Here is a 21,388-nt window from a genome sequence, read left to right as displayed (position 1 = left end):
GGCTTGCCTGCGATGCTTTTGCTTTGACTTTAGACCGGGCAACCCTTGGCGCGCAGGATGGCGTCAAAGCGATCGGGGTCCAGGGTGCCGGCTTCGATCGCGGCCAGCGTGGCTTTCTCGCGGGCCAGCAGGTCATGGCAGCGCACCAGCAATTCCGGCAGTTCGCTGCGCGATGCGGCGACCACGCCGTCGCCATCGCCGATCATCAGGTCGCCTGGCGCTACCAGCATGCCTGCACACGAGATCGGTACGTTGATCTCACCGCCGCCGTCGGTGCTCGGGCCACGGTGTACGCCGCCGATCGCATAGGCCGGCAGTTCGCCGGTCTGCCATTCGTCGAGGTCACGCAGGGCGCCGTTGATCACCACGCCGACGATGCCGGCCTTCAGGGCCATGGCGCGCATGATGCCGCCAAACACGGCGCGGGTCAGGTCGGCGCTGCCGTCAATCACCAGCACATCGCCCGGGCGGGCCATCTGCATGGCTTTGAGGATCATCAGGTTGTCGCCGGGGCGTACGCGCACGGTCAGGGCGCTGCCGAGCATCGGCGCATTGCCGTGGAACGCCTTGAGGCCCAGGCCACCGACGTTGCGGCCCAGGCAGTCACTCACGGCTGCGGCAGGGATCTTGCTGAATTCCTTCAGCCACTTCGGGTCCAGCGGTTCAACGTTTGGATTGATCAGAAAGCCGGTAGGCCATTTGCTCGAAGAAACGACATCAAACATGAGAAAGCCTCGTGGCCAGGCAGAAGCCGGCGTGTCGGTAGGAAGGTGAAACGTTTGCGCGAGGGACTAGATTAGGCCGGCGCGGGGGGTGGGATCAAGGGCGGGGCGGTGTAGGAAGAGTCTGGGAAGGTGTGTGTAGGCTGGACGGGCCTCATCGCGGGCAAGCCCGCTCCTGCATTTGAATGTGTTCACAACTCAAAATGTGGGAGCGGGCTTGCCCGCGAAAGGGGCGCCGCGGTGTAACGATTACTGCGCGCTAGGACCCACTTCACGCAACGGCTTGCCACGCACTGGCGCATCGCCGGCTACGTAGTAGTCTGCGGTGCTGCGCGGCAACTGGCGGCCACGGATCTTGTCGGCGATTTTCTCGGCGATCATGATGGTGGGCGCGTTCAGGTTGCCGGTGGTGATGATCGGCATGATCGATGCGTCGATCACCCGCAGGCCCTGCATGCCATGCACACGGCCTTCGCCATCGACCACGGCCATCTCGTCGGTGCCCATCTTGCACGAGCAGGACGGGTGGAACGCGGTTTCGGCGTGTTCGCGGATGAACTTGTCCAGTTGCTCGTCGGTTTGCACGTCGATGCCCGGGCTGATTTCGCGGCCACGGTACGCGTCCAGTGCCGGCTGCTGCATGATTTCACGGGTCAGGCGGATGCCATCACGAAATTCCTGCCAGTCCTGCTCGGTGGCCATGTAGTTGAAGAGGATGCTCGGGTAGTCCCGTGGGTTCTTCGACTTCAATTGGATGCGGCCACGGCTCGGTGAGCGCATGGAGCCCATGTGCGCCTGGAAACCGTGCTCTTTCACACCGTTGCTGCCGTTGTAGTTAATCGCCACCGGCAGGAAGTGGTACTGGATGTTCGGCCATTCGAATTCTTCACGGGTACGGATAAAACCGCCCGCCTCGAACTGGTTGCTGGCGCCGATGCCGGTGCCGTTGAACAGCCATTCGGCACCGATGGCTGGCTGGTTGTACCAGAGCAGCGACGGGTACAGCGAGACCGGCTGGGTGCAGGCGTATTGCAGATACAGCTCCAGGTGGTCCTGCAGGTTTTCACCGACGCCTGGCAGGTCGTGGACCACCGGGATGTCGAGGCTTTCCAGCAGTTTGGCCGGGCCTACGCCGGAGCGTTGCAGCAGTTGCGGCGAAGCAATGGCGCCGCTGCACACCAGGACTTCCTTGCGCGCGCGGGCTTCAACACGTTCTTCGGCGGCACCGATCAGGTAACGCACGCCGACCGCACGCTTGCCTTCGAACAACACTTTGTCGGTCAGGGCATGGGTGACGATGGTCAGGGTCGAGCGCTTCTTGGCGGTGTCCAGGTAGCCACGGGCGGTACTGGCGCGACGGCCTTTAGGCGTCACGGTACGGTCCATCGGGCCGAAGCCTTCCTGCTGGTAGCCGTTCAAGTCTTCGGTACGCGGGTAACCGGCTTGCACGCCGGCTTCAACCATGGCGTGGAACAGCGGGTTGTTGCCGGCCTTGGGCGTGGTCACGCTGACCGGGCCGTCGCCACCGTGGTAGTCGTTGGGGCCGATGTCGCGGGTCTCGGCCTTGCGAAAGTAAGGCAGGCAGTCGAGGTAGCTCCAGTTTTCCAGGCCTGGCAGCTTCGCCCAGTTGTCGTAGTCCATGGCGTTGCCACGGATGTAGCACATGCCGTTGATCAGCGAAGAGCCACCCAGGCCCTTGCCGCGGCCGCACTCCATGCGACGGCCGTCCATGTGTGGCTCTGGATCGGTTTCGTAGGCCCAGTTGTAGCGGCGGCCTTGCAGCGGGAACGCCAGGGCGGCTGGCATCTGGGTACGGAAATCGAAACGGTAGTCCGGGCCGCCGGCTTCCAGCAGCAGGACGGTGACGCCTTCGTCTTCGGTCAGACGGGTCGCCAGGGTGTTACCGGCGGAGCCGGCACCCACAATGATGTAGTCGTATTCTTGGGACATTGAATGCACCCTCTTTGGAGATGGTCAGGTCAGGCGAGGGCGTTGCCCTCGATCGCCGGCAAGCCGGCTCCTACAGGTCGTGCGCAATCCTTGTAGGAGCCCGCTTGCGGGCGATTGGCGGTAGCCGGGTTAGAACACCGAGGCGTAGTCGCCCAGCTCAACCTGTACCGATTTGATGCGGGTGAAGTTGTTCAGCGAGCTGATGCCGTTCTCACGGCCAACACCCGACTGCTTGTAGCCGCCAACCGGCATCTTGGCGTCGGACTCGCCCCAGGCGTTGATCCAGCAGATACCGGCTTCCAACTGGTGAATCACGCGGTGGGCGCGGTTCAAGTCCTTGGTGACCAGGCCGGCAGCCAGGCCGAAGTCGGTGTCGTTGGCGCGGCGGATCACTTCTTCTTCGGTATCAAAGGTGAGGATGCTCATCACCGGGCCAAAGATTTCTTCACGCACGATGGTCATTTCGTCGGTGCAGTCAGTGAACACCGTCGGTGCCACGAACGCGCCCTTGGCGAAGGCGCCATCGGTCAGGCGCTCGCCGCCGCACAGCAGGCGTGCGCCTTCTTCTTTACCCTTGGTGATGTAGCCCAGCACGCTTTCCATGTGAGCGAAGCTGACCAGCGGGCCGAAGTTGGTGTTTTCGTCTTCTGGGTTGCCGACGCGGATGCGCGCAACACGCTCGACGATCTTGGCTTCAAAGGCCGCTTGCAGGTGCTTTGGAACAAACACGCGTGTGCCGTTGGTGCAGACCTGGCCGGAGCTGTAGAAGTTGGCCATCATCGCGGTGTCGGCGGCGCGATCCAGGTCGGCGTCGTCGAAAATGATCAGCGGGGATTTGCCGCCCAGTTCCATGGTCACGTCTTTGAGCGAGGAACTCGAAGCGCTGGCCATGACTTTCTTGCCGGTGTCGGTGCCGCCGGTGAAGGAGATCTTTTCGATGCGCGGGTGCTCGGTCAGCCAGGTGCCGACTTCACGACCGCTGCCGGTCAGGACGTTGAACACGCCATCCGGAACGCCGGCTTCGGTGTAGATCTCGGCCAGTTTCAGGGTGGTCAGCGACGTCACTTCGCTTGGCTTGAAGATCATTGCGTTGCCGGCAGCCAGGGCTGGCGCGGATTTCCACAGAGCGATCTGGATCGGGTAGTTCCACGCGCCGATACCGGCGACCACGCCCAGTGGCTCGCGGCGGGTGTAGACGAACGAGGTGGTGCGCAGCGGGATCTGCTCGCCTTCGATGGCGGGCACCAGGCCTGCGTAGTATTCCAGCACGTCGGCGCCGGTGACGATGTCGACATACTTGGTTTCGGAGAAGGCCTTACCGGTGTCCAGGGTTTCCAGGGCGGCCAGTTCATCGTTGCGCTCGCGCAGGATTTCCACGGCGCGACGCAGGATGCGCGAACGCTCCATGGCGGTCATGGCGGCCCAGATTTTCTGGCCCTTTTCGGCGCTGACCACCGCGCGCTCGACGTCCTCGAAAGTAGCGCGTTGCACGTTGGCGAGAACTTCACCGTTAGCCGGGTTGATGGCTTCGAAGGTGGCGTCGCTGCCAGCGTCGGAGTAGCCGCCGTCAATGTAGAGTTTTTGCAGTTCGAAACGGGCCATAAAGTCCTCGCAAGTGCATAAGTGGTTGGCGTTAACCACTGAGGGGCGCAGCCCGCTCAGTAGCCGTTCAGGGGTTGAGCGTTTATGTGTGCTCTAACTCACCTGCTTGGCCAATTGGAAATCCATGTATTCGTAAGCGATCCGTTGCGCCTGCTCCGTGTCGAAAGCGTCTCCCGACAGGGCGCCGCGCAACCACAAACCGTCGATCAGGGCCGCCAGGCCTCGGGCTGCGCTGCGTGCTTCGGCAAGCGGCAGCACACGGCGGAACTGGCAGCACAGGTTGGAATACAGGCGGTGATCGTTGATCCGCTGCAACCTGTGCAAAGACGGGTGGTGCATGCTGGTGGCCCAGAAGGCCAGCCAGGTTTTCATTGCCGGGCCATTGACCTGGCTGGCGTCGAAGTTGCCGCCAATAATCACTTGAAGGTGCGCCCGGGGGCTGTCTTCCTTCAATGCCTGCCGACGTTCGTGGACGTTCTCGATCAGCACATTCATCAGGTACCGCATCGTTGCCGCGATCAGGCCATTCTTGTCCTGAAAGTAGTGACTGATGATGCCGTTCGAGACGCCGGCCAGACGGGCGATCAGCGCAATGCTGGCGTCTCCCATCCCGACCTGATCGATGGCCGTCAATGTGGCTTCGATCAACTGCTGGCGGCGTATGGGTTGCATACCGACCTTGGGCATGTAGCACCTCTCCTTAGGCCTGCCGACGGGCGTAAACGTTCGTCGGCTTGAGGGCCAGTCTATTTTGTTTTGATTGAACGTTCAATCAACAAAGAATAAGATCTGCGACAAATGGTCGCTGCCTACAGGTGTTTCCTACATGTAGACAGGCGCATCTGACATCCACGAAAACCCTTGAAACCGCCCATGACCCTGGGTCGCTGGGGTTCGGGGTTTTTCGGGATGTCTTTATAACACCCGTCCGTCGACTGCCGAAAAATCGATGGCGCGGGTCACGCGTTGCCTTGTGTCCTCTCTCGCACTGCCCGGAGCCTCTGTGCCATGAGTTCTGCCTCTCTTATAAAGACCCCACCGGAAAAGGTGCGGGTCAACGGTTGGGTGTTCTACACCTCCACCGCGTTGATCCTGTTGTTGACCGCCGTTCTGATCATCGCCCCGCAAGAGGCCGGCAGAATGCTGGGAGTCGCCCAGACCTGGCTCTCGAAGAGCTTTGGCTGGTACTACATGGTGGTCATCGCCGCCTACCTGGTGTTTGTGGTGGGCCTGGCGTTTTCCTCCTACGGCAAATTGAAGCTGGGCAGCAAGGCCGACACGCCAGACTTCAGCTACGGTGCCTGGGCCGGCATGTTGTTCTCCTCGGGCATCGGCATCTCGCTGCTGTACTTCGGCGCGTCCGAGCCGCTGGATCACTACTTCAACCCGCCTGAAGGCGCCCCCGCTACCCATATGGCTGCGCGCCAGGCGTTGCAGTTGACCTTCCTGCACTGGGGCCTGCATGGCTGGGCGATCTATGCGCTGGTCGGCCTGGCGGTGGCGTACTTCGCCTACCGGCATAACCAGCCGCTGGCCCTGCGTTCGGCGTTGTACCCCTTGATGGGCGAGCGCTGGGTAAAAGGCGCGGCCGGCCACGCGGTGGATGGCTTCGGTATGTTCGTGACCCTGCTGGGCCTGGTGACGAACCTGGGGATTGGTTCGATGCAGGTGTCGTCGGGGTTGGAAAACCTGTTCGGCATGGAACACAGCAACACCAACCTGCTGATCGTGATCATCGTGATGAGCACCGTGGCGACCATCGCCGCCGTGTCGGGTGTGGAGAACGGCATTCGCCGCCTGTCCAACCTGAACATCGTGCTGTTCAGTGGCTTGCTGATTTTCGTGCTGCTGTTTGGCCCGACCCTGCACCTGCTCAACGGCTTTGTGCAGAACATCGGCGACTACATGAACGGCCTGGTGCTCAAGACCTTCGACCTGTACGTGTACGAAGGCGACGGCGATAAATCCGAGCGCTGGATGGGTCTGTGGACCCTGTTCTACTGGGCCTGGTGGATTTCCTGGGCACCGTTCGTGGGCATGTTTATCGCGCGTATTTCCCGTGGCCGTACCGTGCGTGAACTGGTGGCGGGCGTGCTGCTGATCCCGCTGGGCTTTACCCTGGCGTGGCTGTCGATCTTCGGTAACTCGGCCCTGGACCTGGTGCTCAACCATGGTGCCGTGGAACTGGGCAAGACCGCACTGGAGCAGCCATCCATGGCGATCTACCAGTTGTTGGAGTACTACCCGGCGTCGAAAGTGGTGATCGGCGTGTCGATCTTTGTCGGCTTTGTGCTGTTCCTGACGCCGGCGGATTCCGGCGCGGTGATGATGGCCAACCTTTCCTGCAAGGGCGGCAATGTGGATGAGGATGCGCCGCACTGGCTGCGGATCTTCTGGTCGGCGGTGATCACCCTGGTGACCATCGGCTTGCTGTTTGCCGGCAACTTTGAAGCCATGCAGACCATGGTGGTGCTGGCAGGCCTGCCGTTCTCGGTGGTGCTGATCTTCTTTATGTTCGGTTTGCACAAGGCCATGCGCCAGGACGTGGCGATCGAACAGGAGCAGGCGCAACTGGCCGAACGCGGTCGTCGTGGTTTCAGCGAGCGCCTGACGGCTCAGGACCTGCAACCGAGCCAGGCCGTGGTGCAACGTTTCATGGACAAGAAAGTCACCCCGGCGCTGGAAGAAGCGGCCGTGGCGTTGCGCGCCCAAGGGCTGGATGTGCAGACGCTGCTGGGTAAATCCAAGCGTTGCATCGGCGTGCGGATCGAGATGGAAGGCAACCCGTTTGTCTACGAGGTGAGCCTGGATGGTTACCTGGCCGCGCCGAGTGAGTCGATCGAGGCAGACGAGGAGCGTGCGCGCTACTACCGCGCCGAGGTCTACCTGCACAACGGCGGCCAGGAATACGACCTGATGGGCTTCACCCAGGAGCAGATCACCCGGGATGTGCTCGATCAGTTTGAAAGCCATCGCCAACTCCTTGGCCGTGTCTATAGCTGATAAAGGCCAGCGGTGTCGTCACTGACACCGCCTGTTCAAACCTGGCAATGCGGTCAAATGTAGGAGCTGGCTTGCCAGCGATAGCGGTGGTGAATCCAACATCGCTATCGCTGGCAAGCCAGCTCCTACAATGACCCCGTTTCTTCAGTTGGGTCTTTAGCCCAGGTTCTTGCCCAGCAGGGCGTGGTACAGCTCGCTGTCCCCCAGGATCCCCACCACCTTGTTGTTGTCGTGCAGCACCAGCTTGTTGCCGGTCTGGTAGCGAATCTGCAACGCATCGCGCATGCCGATATTGGAGTCCACCAAGGTCGGTACCCGCCCCAGGTCTTCCACGGCTTGCCCCGGCGCCCAATTCTGCAGGTTCATTGCCACGCCATTTTGTCGTGCGCCCTGGATCGTGTTGCCTTCGGCCAGGTCCAGCCACGAGTCGCCGCCCGGATCCAGGCACACCGAGCCGTTGACCCGCTTGCAGTTGTCCAGGGTGCGCATCAGGCTGCGGCCGCACAACACGTTCAGCGGGTTGGTATGGGCGACGAAGGTGCGCACATAGTCATCCGCCGGGTTCAGCACAATTTCTTCCGGCACGCTGTACTGGATGATCTTGCCGTCTTTCATGATCGCGATACGGCTGCCGAGTTTGAGCGCCTCATCGAGGTCGTGGCTGACGAACACGATGGTCTTGCTCAGCTTGCGTTGCAGTTCCAGCAGCTCATCCTGCAGGCCCTGGCGGATCAGCGGGTCGAGGGCGGAAAAAGGTTCGTCCATCAGCAGGATATCGGCGTCCATCGCCAGGGCGCGGGCCAGGCCGACGCGCTGTTGCATGCCGCCCGAGAGCTCGTCGGGCTTCTTGTTGCGCCATTGGGTCAGGCCCACCAGCTCAAGCTTTTCGTCCACCAGCTTGCGCCGCTCTTTCTCGGGGCGGCCCTGCATCTCCAGGCCAAAGCTGATGTTTTCGCGCACGGTCAGCCAAGGCATCAAGGCGAACTTCTGGAACACCATGGCGATGCGCTTGGTGCGCATCATTTTCAGCTCTGCCGGGGTGCAGGACGCGATGTCGATCTGGCGCCCCTCATGCTCCACAAACAACTGGCCACGGCTCACGGTATTAAGGCCGTTGATACAGCGCAGCAGGCTCGATTTGCCGGAACCGGACAGGCCCATCAGCACGCAGATCTCGCCTTTCTCGATATCCAGGCTGGCCTTTTCCACACCGACAATCTGCCCGGTCTTTTTCAGGATTTCGTTGCGGTGCATCCCCTCGTCCAGCAGCTTGAGGGCTGCGCGTGGGTCTTTGGAGAAGATCACATCAACATTGTCGAATCGGATAATGCTCATGCATCACCCCCTACTTTGGCGTCGGGTTGTTTGCAGATACGGTCGAGCATGATGGCCAGCAGCACAATTGCCAGGCCCGCTTCAAAGCCCAGGGCAATGTCGGCGGTGTTCAGCGCGTTGACCACGGGTTTGCCGAGGCCGTCGGCGCCCACCAGGGCTGCGATCACCACCATCGACAACGACAGCATGATGCATTGGGTAATACCGGCAGCAATGCTCGGCATGGCGTGGGGCAGTTCGATGCGCGAGAGCAACTGGCGGCGCGAGCAGCCAAAGGCCTTGCCGGCGTCCATCAGCTCTTGCGGTACATCGCGGATGCCCAGGTAGGTCAGGCGGATCGGCGCGGCAATCGCGAACACCACCGTGGAGATCAGGCCGGGTACCACACCCAGCCCGAAGAGGGTCAGGGTCGGGATGAGGTAGACGAAGGTTGGCACGGTCTGCATCAGATCGAGCACCGGCCGCATCATCGTGTAGAACATCGGTTTGTGCGCGGCAACAATGCCCAGCGGCACGCCGATCACCACGCAGACCAGGGTGGCGAACAGCACCTGGGCCAGGGTTTCCATGGTTTCCTGCCAGTACCCCAGGTTGAGGATCAGCAGGAAAGAAGCGATGACAAAGACAGTCAGTCCCCATTTACGTTGGATGTAGTGAGCAAGCAGCGCAATCAGACCGATCAATGCCAGCGGATTGAACCAGGTCAGCGCAAACGTCACGCCGTGGATCATCGTTTCCAGTGTCGATGCGATCGCGTCGAAATAATCGGCGCCGTTCTGCGTCAACCATTCGACGAAGGCAGCGATGTACTGGCCTAGGGGGATTTTCTGTTCAGTCAGCATGGTAGTGAATGTCCACATGCGAAGAGGGAAAACATCCCGGGCCGGCACGCCGGCCCAGGGTCAGCGGTTACTTGTCGAGGTAGGCTTTCACAGCCTCCAGTCCTGGCTTGCCATCAAGGGTGGTGACACCGGCGAGCCAGGTGTCGAGTACTTGCGGGTTCTTCTTCAGCCAGGCCTTGGCCGCGGCATCGGGTTTCATCTTGTCGTCGAGGACGTTACCCATCAGGGTGCTTTCCATGTCCAGGGTGAACGACAGGTTTTTCAACAGTTGGCCAACGTTGCTGCATTCCTGCACGTAGCCCTTGCGGGTGTTGGTGTAGATGGTGGCCTGGCCGTAGTTGGGGCCGAATGAATCGTCACCGCCGGTCAGGTACTTGAGCTTGAAGCGAGTGTTCATCGGGTGCGGTTCCCAGCCGAGGAACACAATGGCCTGCCCGCGCTTGGTGGCGCGCTCCACCTGCGAGAGCATCCCGGCTTCGCTGGACTCGACCACCTTGAAGCCGGCGTCCTTCAAGCCGAACTGATTCTTGTCGATCACGCTCTGGATAGTGCGGTTGCCGTCGTTGCCCGGTTCGATGCCATAAATCTTGCCGCCCAGCTCGTTCTTGAATTTGACGATGTCGGCGAAGTCCTTCAGGCCCTTGTCATACAGCGCTTGTGGCACCGCCAGGGTGTACTTGGCGTTTTCCAGGTTGGCGCGCACGGTTTCCACGGTGCCGGCATCACGGTACTGCTTGATGTCGTTTTCCATGGTCGGCATCCAGTTGCCGAGGAAGATATCCATGTTCTTGCCGTCAGCCAGGGACTTGTAGGTCACGGGCACGGAAATCATCGTGGTGCGGGGCTTGTAGCCCAGGCCCTTGAGGATTTCGCTGGTGGTGGCGGTCGTGACGGTGATGTCGGTCCAGCCGACATCGGAGAAGTTGACGGTGCTGCACTGCTGCGGATCAGCAGCATGGGCCGCAAAGGGAAGACTCAGCATGGCGGCCAACAACAACGGGGGGGAACCTTTCATGGGTTTGGACTCCTGGTGTTTTTCCGGCGGTGCTTGACCGCGCTTATTAGGTGTTGCAGTTGGGACGTGCGAGCGACGTGCAGCCTTGGTGCCTTGCAAACGAGTCGAGACTGATCATGTACCAGTGAAAATCTGACGCCTACAGGGTGGGTCGTATCCAGTACAGGGATGGTCGTATCCAGTGTCGGTGAGGTCGCTTACAGGTTTTTCCATAGGCAAAACTGCACTTTTTCTCGATCTGCACCGCAGAAAACGGCGATTACACCCCATTGCACGGGGACGACGCTGGTGAGCATGGGTATGTCGGTGTGAGACGCCGGACGGCGCAACGAAAGCTTGATGATGCGGCCATCTGGGCGATTTGAGCGTAGCAGCTGTGACGCGCCTGACCTGTGCTCATCGAGGAGTTTCGCGGCAATGGCTATCAGTGTTTTCGACCTGTTCAAGATTGGCATCGGGCCGTCCAGCTCCCACACCGTCGGCCCCATGCGCGCTGCGGCGTTGTTCGTCCAGGGCTTGCGTGAACGTGCTCTTGTGGAACAGGTGCGGCGCGTCGAAGTGCAGCTCTATGGCTCGTTGTCGGCCACCGGTATCGGCCATGGCAGCGACAACGCGGTGATCATGGGGCTGATGGGCGAGTGGCCAGATGCGATTGACCCGTCGCAGATCGGCCCGCGCATCGAGGCCCTGCGCGAGACGCAGACCCTGCTGCTGGACAACCGCGTGCCGGTGCCATTTGTATGGTCGCGGGACATGCGCCTGATCGACGAAAACCTGCCGTTCCATCCCAATGCCATGACCCTGGTGGTCTACGGCGCCCAGACCGAGTTGCATCGCGATACCTACTATTCGGTGGGTGGCGGCTTTGTGGTGGATGAAGCCCAGGCGCGCAGCGGCGTGGCCGATATGGATCGCACCGAACTGCCCTATGATTTTTCCAGCGCAGTGGAGTTATTGCAGTTGTGCAAGACCCATAACCTGCGCGTCGCGCAATTGATGCTGGCCAACGAAAAGGTCTGGCGCTCCGATGAAGAAATCCGCAGCGGCCTGATGAAACTCTGGCGCGCCATGCAGGACTGTGTCGAGCAGGGCCTCAAGCACGAAGGCATCCTGCCCGGCGGCCTGAATGTGCGTCGTCGCGCCGCCAAGTTGCACCGCAGCCTGCAGGAGTTGGGCAAACCCAATGTGATCGGCTCGACCTTGAGCGCCATGGAGTGGGTCAACCTGTTCGCCCTGGCCGTCAACGAAGAAAACGCGGCCGGTGGGCGTATGGTCACGGCCCCGACCAATGGCGCAGCGGGGATCATCCCGGCGGTGTTGCACTACTTTATGAAGTTCAGCGAGCAAGTCACCGAAGCCAATGTGGTGGATTACTTCCTCGGCGCGGCGGCCATCGGCATCCTGTGCAAGAAGAACGCTTCGATCTCCGGTGCCGAGGTGGGATGCCAGGGCGAAGTCGGTTCGGCGTGCGCCATGGCGGCAGCAGGGTTGGCGGAGATTCTTGGCGCCAGCCCCGAGCAGGTGTGCAACGCGGCCGAAATCGGCCTGGAGCATAACCTTGGCCTGACCTGCGACCCGGTAGGCGGCCTGGTGCAAGTGCCATGCATCGAGCGCAACGCGATTGCGGCGGTCAAGGCGATCAATGCGGCGCAGATGGCCTTGCGCGGTGATGGCCAGCACTTTATCTCCCTGGACCGGGTGATCCGCACCATGCGCGATACGGGTGCGGATATGCATGACAAGTACAAAGAGACATCGCGGGGTGGGCTGGCGGTGAGCGCTGTCGAGTGTTGAACCGGTGATAGCGCTATCGCAGGCAAGCCAGTGCCCACATTTGAATGTATTGGCAGATCAAAATGTGGGAGCGGGCTCGCCCGCGATGGCGGTAGTTCAAACACCGCTGCTCATAAAGTGAACACCCACACCAAAAACGCCACCTTTTAGCGCGTCGCAAACAGATAAGTAGCGTCCGAACGATATTCCCTCCTGTTACCCGTCACCTGTGCGTGTGGTGACACACTTTTCCTACGCCCGGAAAGCGCCTTCCCACAAGTGCTACCGATCTGCTCACAGACCCTGGGCGCAGGCTTTTGCCGGGTCATATCCTTATGTCGGGCGCGGGCTTATATAGACACCTCAGCAGGTCGTTTTCAGGAGTTATTGAATGCCTATTCAACTTTAGGCATGGCATTTGCTCTATCAATCCAAAGCCTCTCTCCTGACGGACGAAGAGTGCAATAACAAGAGCCTCGCCTGAGGCCATCACCCGCTTTGTGTGAGGAGATACCGCGATGACGTCGTTCAACTCCGGGGCCCAGCCCCAGAACCGTGCGCCTCAATCCATCGGCTTTTTGCTGCTGGACAATTTCACACTGATTTCCCTGGCGTCCGCCGTGGAGCCGCTGCGCATGGCCAACCAGCTGTCCGGTCGTGAGCTGTATCGCTGGACCACCCTGAGCGTCGACGGCAACCAGGTATGGGCCAGTGATGGCCTGCAGATCACCCCCGACTGCTCCATGCACAAAGCCCCGGCCCTGGACACTGTGATTGTCTGCGGCGGCGTGGGTATCCAGCGCACCGTGACTCGCGAACATGTGTCGTGGCTGCAAAGCCAGGCGCGCCAGTCGCGCCGTCTCGGCGCGGTGTGCACCGGCAGTTGGGCCCTGGCCTGCGCCGGCCTGCTCGACGGGTTTGATTGCAGCGTGCACTGGGAATGCCTGGCATCGATGCAGGAAGCCTTCCCGCGGGTGTCGATGAGCACGCGCCTGTTCACCCTCGACCGCAATCGCTTCACCAGTTCCGGTGGCACCGCGCCGCTGGACATGATGTTGCACCTGATCAGCCGCGACCACGGCCGTGAACTGTCGGCGGCGATTTCCGAGATGTTTGTGTACGAACGTATCCGCAATGAACAGGATCACCAGCGCGTGCCGCTCAAGCATATGCTGGGCACCAACCAGCCGAAGCTGCAGGAAATCGTCGCGCTGATGGAGGCCAACCTCGAAGAGCCGATCGACCTCGATGAGCTGGCGGTGTATGTGGCGGTGTCGCGGCGCCAGTTGGAGCGGCTGTTCCAGAAATACCTGCACTGTTCGCCGTCGCGCTACTACCTCAAGCTGCGCCTGATCCGCGCCCGGCAGTTGCTCAAGCAAACGCCGATGTCGATCATCGAAGTGGCCTCGGTGTGCGGGTTTGTGTCCACGCCGCATTTCTCCAAGTGCTACCGCGAATACTTCGGCATCCCGCCGCGGGATGAGCGCGTAGGCTCCAACACCACCCAGCAGGTGGCGATGATGCCGATTCCGCAGGCGCTGGTGTTGTCACCGTTGGCCGGGCCGATGTCGGCGTTGAGCCAGGCGCGCAACGAGTCGACGTTTGCCAGTGTAAGGCTGTAGACCGAGGCGTCTGTATTCGCGAGCAAGCCCGCTCCCACATTTGACCGAGTTCCACCTTTGAAATGCAGTCAAATGTGGGAGCGGGCTTGCTCGCGAATGCGGTGTATCAGGCGCCGGAGTTCTGCTTGAACTGCACCAGGGCCGGCAACAACTGCTTATCGATCGCCTGGCGCACCGCCGGCAGAATCGTTGCGCTGCTGGTGTACATCTGCTCGACCATGCCCTTGAGCGCCTTGGCCCGTGCGTCACTCAAACCGCGTACCGCGCACTCACAAGCCTGCTCGGCGGTGGCGCCGCTGGACACCTCGAAACCCAGGGAGCGCAGTTGGCTCAGCAGGTCATCCTGATCAATCAAATCCGCGTGCATCATGATGTTCATCCTGGTTAGGGGAGCGTTCGATCAGGTTCGATTCTGGTGGGCCATCAGCGGGTCGGCAAGGGCTGAATGCCGCAATGGCTGGAACGACTATGAACAGGTCGTTTTCGAGCCAGTTACCGAAGGGGGTTGCAGGCACACTTAGGTTCAAGCAAGCAGCCTGAAGGTTTGGTCACCCTCGGCCCGCCCGCTCACACAAAGCACTCTGCCCCGATCCTGTCACGGCTTGATCGGGGCTTTTTTTATTTGACCGGCAGGCCGATGACGCGACCGAGCAAGGCCGGCCTGGGCAGGTCTGCCTGCCCGGTGCTGAGTGTTGCCAGGCGCTGGGCAACCGCCTCGCTGAACGGTGCCGAGCGTGGCCCGGCGAGGTCGACATGCAGCAGCATCTGCTCATTGCCCGCCAGTTCCCGTGCTTCGCCGACCAGGTGCAGGCTGTGATAGAGATGCAGGCGCTTGGTGTCATGGGCGATCAACTGGGTGTGCACTTCGACCTCGGCGCCCAGTTTTACTTCGTGCAGGTAATTGAGATGCAGCTCCAGGGTGAACAGCGAATGGCCGCTGGCTTCGCGGTGGTCGCTGTCCAGGCCCAGGGTGTCCATCAAGGCATCGGTGGCGTAGCTGAAAATCAGCAGGTAGAACGCATCGCGCAGGTGGCCGTTGTAATCGACCCAGTCGGGGATGATTTTCGTGGTGTAGGTGGTCAGCGTAGGCATTTCATAAATTCCACATCTGTACTCAGCCAACTGTAGGAGCCGGCTTGCCGGCGATAGCGATGGTGAATCCAACACCGTCATCGCCGGCAAGCCGCTCCTACAGGTTATTCGGTGAAGCTCATGCCGTGTTTGGCCTTGGTGGTTTTCACCGCCTCCAGCACCGCCAGCAGGCAATCATCACGATAGCGCTCCAGCGCCGAAATGCTATGGCTGCCCAACTGCTCTCGGGTGCCATCGACCACATCGTCAATCAGTTTGTCCGTCAGTTCCGGTGCCGGCAGGTAGGTCCAGGGCAGTTGCAGTGCCGGGCCGAATTGCGCCATGAAATGCCGCATCCCGGCATCGCCGCCGGCCAGGGTGTAGGTGAGGAACGTGCCCATGAACGACCAGCGCAGGCCGGCGCCAAAGCGGATCGCATCGTCGATCTCACCGGTGGTCGCGACACCATCGTTGACCAGGTGCAACGCCTCGCGCCACAGCGCTTCGAGCAAGCGGTCGGCGATAAACCCCGGCACTTCCTTGCGCACATGCAGCGGCCGCATGCCGAGGGACTCGTAGACTTTGATGGCCGCCTGGATCGCTTCGGGTGCGCTGTGTTTGCCGCCCACGACTTCCACTAGCGGCAGCAGGTACACCGGGTTGAATGGGTGGCCAACCACGCAGCGTTCCGGGTGCGTGGAGCCTTCATAAAATTCACTGGGCAAGAGCCCTGAAGTGCTGGAGCCGATCAGCGCATCGGGCTTGGCCGCCGCGCTGATTTTGCTGTGCAGCGCCAGCTTCAGCTCCAGGCGTTCGGGGGCGCTTTCCTGGATGAAATCGGCGTCTTGCACACATTCTTCGATGGTCGCGACAAACCGCAGGCGCTCCTGGGAGGCGCCTGGCGCCAGGCCCTGTTTTTCCAGGGCGGCCCAGGCGTTGGCGACGCGTTTGCGCAGGGCGGCTTCGGCGCCGGGCGCGGGGTCCCAGGCCACCACATCCAGACCGTGGGCGAGGGCGCGGGCCACCCAGCCACTGCCGATGACACCGCTGCCCAGGGCGGCGAAGGTTTTGATTTCGGTGATAAAGCGCATGATGGTGTCCTAAAGAAGTTCGGTAATTCTCAGTGCTAAAAGGGCTCATTGTGGGAGCTGGCAAGCCAGCTCCTACAGGGTTGAGTCGGTCAGCCGCGTTTGGTCAGGCCCATTTTTATGCGGCCTTCTGCCGGGGTCAGAACCCGGGCACCCAGGCGGCTGAGGATTTCTCCGGCCCGTTCCACCAACTGCCCATTGGTCGCCAGCACGCCCTTGTCCAACCACAAATTGTCTTCCAGGCCGACCCGCACATTGCCGCCCAGCAGCACCGCTTGCGCCGCCATCGGCATTTGCATGCGCCCAATCCCAAAGCCGGCCCACACCACATCAGCAGGCAGGTTGTCGACCATGGCTTTCATGGTGGTGGTGTCGGCCGGCGCGCCCCAGGGGATACCCAGGCACAGTTGGAACAGCGGGTTGTCGAGCAGGCCTTCCTTGATCATCTGCTTGGCGAACCACAGGTGGCCGGTATCGAAAATCTCCAGCTCGGCCTTTACACCCAGCTCCTGGATGCGCTTGGCACCCGCCCGCAACTGGGCCGGGGTGGAGACGTAAATGGTGTCGCCATCGCCGAAGTTCAGGGTGCCGCAGTCCAGGGTGCAGATTTCCGGCAGCAGCGCTTCGACGTGGGCCAGGCGGGTCAGCGGGCCGACCAGGTCGGTGTTGGGGCCGAACGCCATGGGGTGCTCGCCGCCGCCGATTTCCAGGTCGCCGCCCATGCCGGCGGTGAGGTTGACGATGATGTCGATATCCGCTTCGCGGATGCGCTCCATCACTTCGCGGTACAGCGCCACGTCGCGGCTGAACTTGCCGGTGTGGGGGTCGCGCACATGGCAATGCACCACGGTGGCGCCGGCTTTGGCGGCTTCTACCGCCGCCGCGGCGATTTGCTTGGGGGTGACCGGCACGTGCGGGCTTCTGGCGGTCGTGTCGCCAGCACCGGTGAGTGCGCAGGTGATGATGACGTCGTGGTTCATGGGGCAGGTTCCTCACAGGCGTGGTAGTGCCGTTCGCGGTCTTTGTTGGCCGCGAAACGGTGATTCGGGACAGGTTATTTGCGGGTCAATTGCAGATGGGCGGCAGCCGGCTTGCCGTCGAACGTGGTCACGCCTTCCAGCCAGCGCTGCTGGTCCTGGGGGTGATCCTTGAGCCATTGCCTGGCTGACTCGAGCGCATCCTTGTGCTCCAGCAGCGGCTGCATCATCCGGCTCTCGTCGGCGGCGGTGAAGGTCAGGTTGGTCAGCAGCTTATGCACATTCGGGCATTGCTCGGCGTAGGTCGGTGTGGTGACGGTCCAGACGGTGGCCATGCCTTCGTTGGGGCCCAGGGCATCCTCGCTGCCGGACAAGTAGGTCATCTGCACATTGACGTTCATCGGGTGCGGGGCCCAGCCGAAGAACACCACGGCTTCCTTGCGCCGCACGGCGCGGTCCACGGCGGCGAGCATGCCGGCCTCGCTGGACTCCACCAGTTGGAACTTGCCCAGGCCGAACTGGTTCTTGGTGATCATCGCCTTGATCTGGATATTGGCCCCCGAACCGGGTTCGATGCCGTAGATCTTGCCGCCCAGCTCTTTCTGGAACTTGGCAATGTCGGCGAAGGTTTTCAGGCCCTTGTCAGCCAGGTAGGTCGGCACCGCGAGGGTCGCACGGGCGTCCTGGAGGCTGGGTGTGTCGAGGACTTTCACTTGCCCGGCCTCGACAAACGGGGTGATGGTCTGGGTCATCAGCGGGTTCCAGTAGCCGAGGAACAAGTCCAGGCGCTGGTCGCGAATGCCGGAGAAGATGATTTGCTGGGAGGCGCTGGTTTGTTTGGTGCTGTAGCCGAGACCGTCGAGCAGCACCTGGGCCATGGCGCTGGTGGCGATCACGTCGGTCCAGTTCACCACGCCCATGCGCACGTTTTTACAGGAAGGGGCATCGGCGGCCCACAGGCTGGTGCTCAAGACGGCGCTGACGGCGAGCACGCAGCGGCTGATCAGTCGGTTCATGATGGATCCCTCGGCAGGTCGTTATTGTGGAGGCCGGTGTCTTTGTGCACCGTGCAGCCACGTTACGCAGCTTGCCGGGCGATAAAACGCACGGCGGCGACCCGCTCTTGCACTGCAGCGACCTGGACCCTTGAATGGGCGATTGAACTGGCGTATCACAGTGACCACGCTACCCGTCCCACGAGTGCGCACCATGTCCCAGGATTTCTACTTTTTGCTGATGCCAGGGTTCTCGGCCATCGGCTTTATCTCGGCCATCGAACCACTGCGCGTGGCCAACCGTTTTCGCGGCGAGTTGTATCGCTGGCACGTACTGAGCGCGGACGGCGGTGCGGTGCTGGCGAGCAATGGTATGTCGGTGAACGCCGACGCGGGGCTGGAACCTCTGGAAAAAGATGCGACCCTGCTGGTGGTGGCCGGCTTCGAGCCACTGGAGTTTGCCACGCCGGCCCTGGAGCACTGGCTGCGTCGCCTCGATCATGACGGCGTGACCCTCGGCGCCATCGACACCGGCAGCTTCGTCCTGGCCCAGGCCGGCCTGCTCGACGGTTACCGCCTGACCCTGCACTGGGAAGCCATCGATGCCTTCAAGGAGTCCTATCCCGCACTGGCCGTGACCCAGGAGCTGTTCGAGATCGACCGTCGGCGCATCACCTGCGCCGGCGGCACCGCCTCCATTGACCTGATGCTCGACCTGATCAGCCAGGCCCACGGCCCGGAACTGGCGATCCAGGTCTCCGAACAATTCGTGCTGGGCCGCATCCGCCCGCGCAAAGACCACCAGCGCATGCAGATCGCCACGCGCTATGGCATCAACAACCCGAAGCTGGTGCGGGTGATTGGCGAGATGGAACTCCACACCGAGCCGCCCTTGAGCACCCTGGTGCTGGCGCAGATGATCAAGGTCACACGACGCCAGCTGGAGCGCCTGTTCCGCCTGCACCTGAACGACACCCCGAGCACCTTCTACCTCGGCCTGCGCCTGGAAAAAGCCCGCAAACTGCTGCGCCAGAGCGGCATGAGCGTGCTGGAAGTGAGCATTGCCTGCGGGTTCGAGTCACCGTCGTATTTCACCAGGAGCTACAGGGCACGGTTTGCCAAGTGCCCGCGGGAGGATCGGCGACGGTGAGGCATACGCCGACACAAAATGTGGGAGCGGGCTTGCTCGCGAATGCGGTGGGTCAGTCAATTAAGATGTTGACTGATACACCGCATTCGCGAGCAAGCCCGCTCCCACATTGGATTTTTGTGTGGCTTACTTTTTCAGCAGGGCCGAACATGCTGCCTTGAAGGCTTCATGCTGGTACTTGTTCAGCGTCGCCGGCAGTTCGAAGTTGTGCTTCTTGTGCTGGGCATTGATGGTCTGCGGCGACAGCAGCGTCACTTCAACGCCGTCCAACAACTGCAGTACGCCTTCAATCTTGAACGTGGTCGGGCCGCCGGCGAATTCGCCTTTCTTGCTGCGCTTCTTGATCGCGATACGGGTGATGCCGTTGTCGCGCACAAAGCTGCTCACCTGAGCAGCGAAGGCTTTGACATTGGCCGCGTCGTCGTCGTCTTCAAGGGCGATTTTCTTGGTGGCCAGGGCAACGTGGGCCAGGTCCAGGGCGGCAACGGCGATGATGGCTTCGCTGCCTTTGATTTCGATACCGCAGATAGTCATGGGTGGCCTTGTTTCTGGGGAGAGGGTGGGCGCGATTCTCGCTTATTCCTGGCCAATCGACTCCAAAAACTCCGATCGCTCATCACTCATCCGCGCCAGGCAGTCATTCTGCGCAATGGCGTAGGCCTTGGTGCCGGTCACCGCCGGGAAGGTGTCCACCGCACAGTCGGCATCGCGCAGTTTTTCCCACTTCTGCTGGGCATCCTTCAGGCGAGCGGTGATGTCCGCCAACTGCGCCTTGTTGCTGGCGTAGGTAGTGGCCATGCGTTCCAGCAGGCCCTGGTAGTTATCCTTGAGCAGCTCTTCGGCGGTGGTTTTGTTGTAGGAGGCGCATTCCAGGGTCTGTTTGTCGTTTTCGATGCCATCACACGGGGTGCTGTCGGTGTCTTCGGCGGCGTGGACGCCGGTGGCGAGGAGTGCCAACGCCAGGAAAATCGGTTTCATTGCGCCTTCTCATATCAGTGGATGGGTCGAATTCTGGCTCAAGCGTAGGCCAAAGAACAGATGCAGGACAGACGTGTCCCTGCACCCTTTGTCGTGGATTGACGCTTTCGGCAATTCCCCTGTCGTTTTTGCACCCGGCTCCGTCGGCCCCTGGGCATATGCTGGCCCCAAAGCGCCGGCAGACGATTCGGCGCATGAATCACCAATAAGGGGACGCCTGATGAGCCCAGCCGAACTGCACGCCGATAGCATCGTTATCGACGGGCTGATCATTGCCAAGTGGAACCGCGACCTGTTCGAGGACATGCGCAAGGGTGGCCTGACGGCCGCCAACTGCACGGTGTCGGTGTGGGAAGGCTTCCAGGCCACCATCAATAACATTGTGGCCAGCCAGACCTTGATCCGTGAGAACAGCGACCTGGTGATCCCGGTGAAAACCACCGCCGACATCCTCCGCGCCAAGGAGCAGGGCAAGACCGGCATTATCTTCGGCTTCCAGAATGCCCATGCCTTTGAAGACCAGCTCGGCTATGTCGAGATCTTCAAGCAGCTCGGCGTGGGCGTGGTGCAGATGTGCTACAACACCCAGAACCTGGTCGGCACCGGCTGCTACGAGCGCGACGGCGGGTTGTCGGGCTTCGGGCGCGAGATCGTGGGCGAGATGAACCGCGTCGGCATCATGTGCGACCTGTCCCACGTTGGCTCCAAGACCAGCGAAGAAGTCATCCTCGAATCGAAGAAACCGGTGTGCTACTCCCACTGCCTGCCGTCTGGCCTCAAAGAGCACCCGCGCAACAAGTCCGATGAAGAACTCAAATTCATTGCCGACCACGGCGGCTTTGTCGGCGTGACCATGTTTGCGCCGTTCCTGGCCAAGGGCATCGACTCGACCATCGACGACTACGCCGAAGCGATCGAGTACACCATGAATATCGTCGGCGAAGACGCCATCGGCATCGGCACCGACTTTACCCAGGGCCATGGCCAGGATTTCTTCGAGATGCTGACCCATGACAAGGGCTACGCCCGTCGCCTGACCAGTTTCGGCAAGATCATCAACCCGCTGGGCATCCGCACCGTGGGCGAGTTTCCCAACCTGACCGAAACCCTGCTCAAGCGCGGCCACAGCGAACGCGTGGTGCGCAAGATCATGGGCGAGAACTGGGTCAACGTGTTGAAAGACGTCTGGGGCGAATAAGCCACCGTTTTCTCTCCCCGGCCATTCGTGCCGGGTCATTACCAAGAATTTTCCGGAGTTGAGTTTC

General features: G+C 61.3%; 19 protein-coding genes. 5 read left to right on the top strand and 14 right to left on the bottom strand.

Annotated elements, in window-relative coordinates; genetic code table 11:
* Positions 1–29: 29 nt before the first annotated feature.
* The 4 genes from HZ99_RS15160 to betI all read right to left on the bottom strand — a co-directional run bounded on the left by HZ99_RS15160 (position 30) and on the right by betI (position 4,961).
* Positions 30–725: an RraA family protein gene (locus tag HZ99_RS15160; RefSeq protein ID WP_029297314.1), complete on the bottom strand. Its 696-nt coding sequence runs from the start codon at positions 723–725 to the stop codon at positions 30–32.
* A 246-nt stretch (positions 726–971) separates the two neighbouring features.
* Entirely contained in the window at positions 972–2,672 is a 1,701-nt protein-coding gene (gene betA / locus HZ99_RS15155; protein WP_038444013.1) for a choline dehydrogenase, read from the bottom strand.
* 129 nt (positions 2,673–2,801) lie between these two features.
* Entirely contained in the window at positions 2,802–4,274 is a 1,473-nt protein-coding gene (gene betB / locus HZ99_RS15150) for a betaine-aldehyde dehydrogenase (protein WP_038444010.1), read from the bottom strand.
* Between the two features lie 93 nt (positions 4,275–4,367).
* Complete coding sequence (gene betI, locus HZ99_RS15145) at positions 4,368–4,961, bottom strand: transcriptional regulator BetI (RefSeq protein WP_038444007.1); 594 nt, start codon at positions 4,959–4,961, stop codon at positions 4,368–4,370.
* A 378-nt stretch (positions 4,962–5,339) separates the two neighbouring features.
* On the opposite strand from betI, the gene HZ99_RS15140 reads away from it, so the two are divergent.
* Complete coding sequence (locus tag HZ99_RS15140) at positions 5,340–7,277, top strand: BCCT family transporter (protein WP_235205600.1); 1,938 nt, start codon at positions 5,340–5,342, stop codon at positions 7,275–7,277.
* 156 nt (positions 7,278–7,433) lie between these two features.
* On the opposite strand, the gene choV is transcribed toward HZ99_RS15140, so the two are convergent.
* From choV to HZ99_RS15125, 3 genes are all read right to left on the bottom strand, one after another.
* Positions 7,434–8,612, bottom strand: a complete 1,179-nt coding sequence (gene choV / locus HZ99_RS15135) for a choline ABC transporter ATP-binding protein (RefSeq protein WP_038444003.1) — start codon at positions 8,610–8,612, stop codon at positions 7,434–7,436.
* Positions 8,609–9,454 carry a choline ABC transporter permease subunit gene (gene choW / locus HZ99_RS15130; RefSeq protein WP_032858679.1) on the bottom strand — a complete coding sequence of 282 codons (846 nt, stop codon included), beginning with the start codon at positions 9,452–9,454 and terminating at the stop codon, positions 8,609–8,611. Before choW ends, choV begins: the two co-directional genes overlap by 4 nt.
* Positions 9,455–9,521: 67 nt before the next feature.
* On the bottom strand, positions 9,522–10,469 hold the full coding sequence (locus tag HZ99_RS15125) for a choline ABC transporter substrate-binding protein (RefSeq protein ID WP_038444000.1): 948 nt from the start codon (positions 10,467–10,469) through the stop codon (positions 9,522–9,524).
* 417 nt (positions 10,470–10,886) lie between these two features.
* On the opposite strand from HZ99_RS15125, the gene HZ99_RS15120 reads away from it, so the two are divergent.
* Complete coding sequence (locus HZ99_RS15120) at positions 10,887–12,263, top strand: L-serine ammonia-lyase (RefSeq protein WP_038443999.1); 1,377 nt, start codon at positions 10,887–10,889, stop codon at positions 12,261–12,263.
* Positions 12,264–12,760: 497 nt separating this feature from the next.
* A complete protein-coding gene (locus HZ99_RS15115) occupies positions 12,761–13,864 on the top strand; it encodes a GlxA family transcriptional regulator (protein WP_029300670.1) in 1,104 nt (367 codons plus the stop codon).
* A gap of 106 nt (positions 13,865–13,970) precedes the next feature.
* Here HZ99_RS15115 and HZ99_RS15110 read toward each other — a convergent pair whose 3' ends face one another.
* The 5 genes from HZ99_RS15110 to HZ99_RS15090 all read right to left on the bottom strand — a co-directional run bounded on the left by HZ99_RS15110 (position 13,971) and on the right by HZ99_RS15090 (position 18,016).
* Positions 13,971–14,234, bottom strand: coding sequence for a hypothetical protein (locus tag HZ99_RS15110; RefSeq protein WP_038443997.1), 264 nt, complete (start codon positions 14,232–14,234; stop codon positions 13,971–13,973).
* A 248-nt stretch (positions 14,235–14,482) separates the two neighbouring features.
* Positions 14,483–14,956, bottom strand: coding sequence for a thioesterase family protein (locus HZ99_RS15105; protein ID WP_038443996.1), 474 nt, complete (start codon positions 14,954–14,956; stop codon positions 14,483–14,485).
* A gap of 104 nt (positions 14,957–15,060) precedes the next feature.
* The gene (locus HZ99_RS15100) at positions 15,061–16,026 is read right to left on the bottom strand and encodes an L-carnitine dehydrogenase (protein WP_038443994.1); all 966 of its coding nucleotides are present in this window, start codon (positions 16,024–16,026) and stop codon (positions 15,061–15,063) included.
* An 89-nt stretch (positions 16,027–16,115) separates the two neighbouring features.
* Positions 16,116–17,003, bottom strand: a complete 888-nt coding sequence (locus HZ99_RS15095) for a 3-keto-5-aminohexanoate cleavage protein (protein ID WP_038443992.1) — start codon at positions 17,001–17,003, stop codon at positions 16,116–16,118.
* Positions 17,004–17,077: 74 nt separating this feature from the next.
* On the bottom strand, positions 17,078–18,016 hold the full coding sequence (locus HZ99_RS15090; RefSeq protein ID WP_038443990.1) for a choline ABC transporter substrate-binding protein: 939 nt from the start codon (positions 18,014–18,016) through the stop codon (positions 17,078–17,080).
* A 193-nt stretch (positions 18,017–18,209) separates the two neighbouring features.
* On the opposite strand from HZ99_RS15090, the gene HZ99_RS15085 reads away from it, so the two are divergent.
* Positions 18,210–19,145, top strand: a complete 936-nt coding sequence (locus HZ99_RS15085) for a GlxA family transcriptional regulator (protein WP_038443988.1) — start codon at positions 18,210–18,212, stop codon at positions 19,143–19,145.
* 126 nt (positions 19,146–19,271) lie between these two features.
* Here the strand turns inward: HZ99_RS15085 and HZ99_RS15080 are convergent, their stop codons facing one another.
* Complete coding sequence (locus tag HZ99_RS15080) at positions 19,272–19,679, bottom strand: DUF3010 family protein (RefSeq protein ID WP_038443986.1); 408 nt, start codon at positions 19,677–19,679, stop codon at positions 19,272–19,274.
* 42 nt (positions 19,680–19,721) lie between these two features.
* Positions 19,722–20,123, bottom strand: a complete 402-nt coding sequence (locus tag HZ99_RS15075) for a lysozyme inhibitor LprI family protein (RefSeq protein ID WP_038443984.1) — start codon at positions 20,121–20,123, stop codon at positions 19,722–19,724.
* 220 nt (positions 20,124–20,343) lie between these two features.
* On the opposite strand from HZ99_RS15075, the gene HZ99_RS15070 reads away from it, so the two are divergent.
* On the top strand, positions 20,344–21,321 hold the full coding sequence (locus HZ99_RS15070; RefSeq protein WP_038443982.1) for a dipeptidase: 978 nt from the start codon (positions 20,344–20,346) through the stop codon (positions 21,319–21,321).
* Positions 21,322–21,388: the final 67 nt, after the last annotated feature.

The sequence above is a fragment of the Pseudomonas fluorescens genome (assembly GCF_000730425.1).
Classification (GTDB): domain Bacteria; phylum Pseudomonadota; class Gammaproteobacteria; order Pseudomonadales; family Pseudomonadaceae; genus Aquipseudomonas; species Aquipseudomonas fluorescens_X.
The sequence above is the reverse complement of the archived record's forward strand: the minus strand, read 5'-3'. Positions and strand labels throughout refer to the sequence as shown.

Bases quoted from the DNA above. Each gene is read 5' to 3' on its own strand.
- HZ99_RS15085 (WP_038443988.1), top strand. From the start codon at position 18,210: ATGTCCCAGGATTTCTACTTTTTGCTGATGCCAGGGTTCTCGGCCATC.
- HZ99_RS15160 (WP_029297314.1), bottom strand. From the start codon at position 725: ATGTTTGATGTCGTTTCTTCGAGCAAATGGCCTACCGGCTTTCTGATC.
- HZ99_RS15090 (WP_038443990.1), bottom strand. From the start codon at position 18,016: ATGAACCGACTGATCAGCCGCTGCGTGCTCGCCGTCAGCGCCGTCTTG.
- HZ99_RS15075 (WP_038443984.1), bottom strand. From the start codon at position 20,123: ATGAAACCGATTTTCCTGGCGTTGGCACTCCTCGCCACCGGCGTCCAC.
- HZ99_RS15080 (WP_038443986.1), bottom strand. From the start codon at position 19,679: ATGACTATCTGCGGTATCGAAATCAAAGGCAGCGAAGCCATCATCGCC.
- betI (WP_038444007.1), bottom strand. From the start codon at position 4,961: ATGCCCAAGGTCGGTATGCAACCCATACGCCGCCAGCAGTTGATCGAA.
- HZ99_RS15125 (WP_038444000.1), bottom strand. From the start codon at position 10,469: ATGAAAGGTTCCCCCCCGTTGTTGTTGGCCGCCATGCTGAGTCTTCCC.
- HZ99_RS15105 (WP_038443996.1), bottom strand. From the start codon at position 14,956: ATGCCTACGCTGACCACCTACACCACGAAAATCATCCCCGACTGGGTC.
- choW (WP_032858679.1), bottom strand. From the start codon at position 9,454: ATGCTGACTGAACAGAAAATCCCCCTAGGCCAGTACATCGCTGCCTTC.
- HZ99_RS15095 (WP_038443992.1), bottom strand. From the start codon at position 17,003: ATGAACCACGACGTCATCATCACCTGCGCACTCACCGGTGCTGGCGAC.
- betB (WP_038444010.1), bottom strand. From the start codon at position 4,274: ATGGCCCGTTTCGAACTGCAAAAACTCTACATTGACGGCGGCTACTCC.
- HZ99_RS15100 (WP_038443994.1), bottom strand. From the start codon at position 16,026: ATGCGCTTTATCACCGAAATCAAAACCTTCGCCGCCCTGGGCAGCGGT.
- HZ99_RS15070 (WP_038443982.1), top strand. From the start codon at position 20,344: ATGAGCCCAGCCGAACTGCACGCCGATAGCATCGTTATCGACGGGCTG.
- HZ99_RS15115 (WP_029300670.1), top strand. From the start codon at position 12,761: ATGACGTCGTTCAACTCCGGGGCCCAGCCCCAGAACCGTGCGCCTCAA.
- HZ99_RS15120 (WP_038443999.1), top strand. From the start codon at position 10,887: ATGGCTATCAGTGTTTTCGACCTGTTCAAGATTGGCATCGGGCCGTCC.
- betA (WP_038444013.1), bottom strand. From the start codon at position 2,672: ATGTCCCAAGAATACGACTACATCATTGTGGGTGCCGGCTCCGCCGGT.
- choV (WP_038444003.1), bottom strand. From the start codon at position 8,612: ATGAGCATTATCCGATTCGACAATGTTGATGTGATCTTCTCCAAAGAC.
- HZ99_RS15110 (WP_038443997.1), bottom strand. From the start codon at position 14,234: ATGATGCACGCGGATTTGATTGATCAGGATGACCTGCTGAGCCAACTG.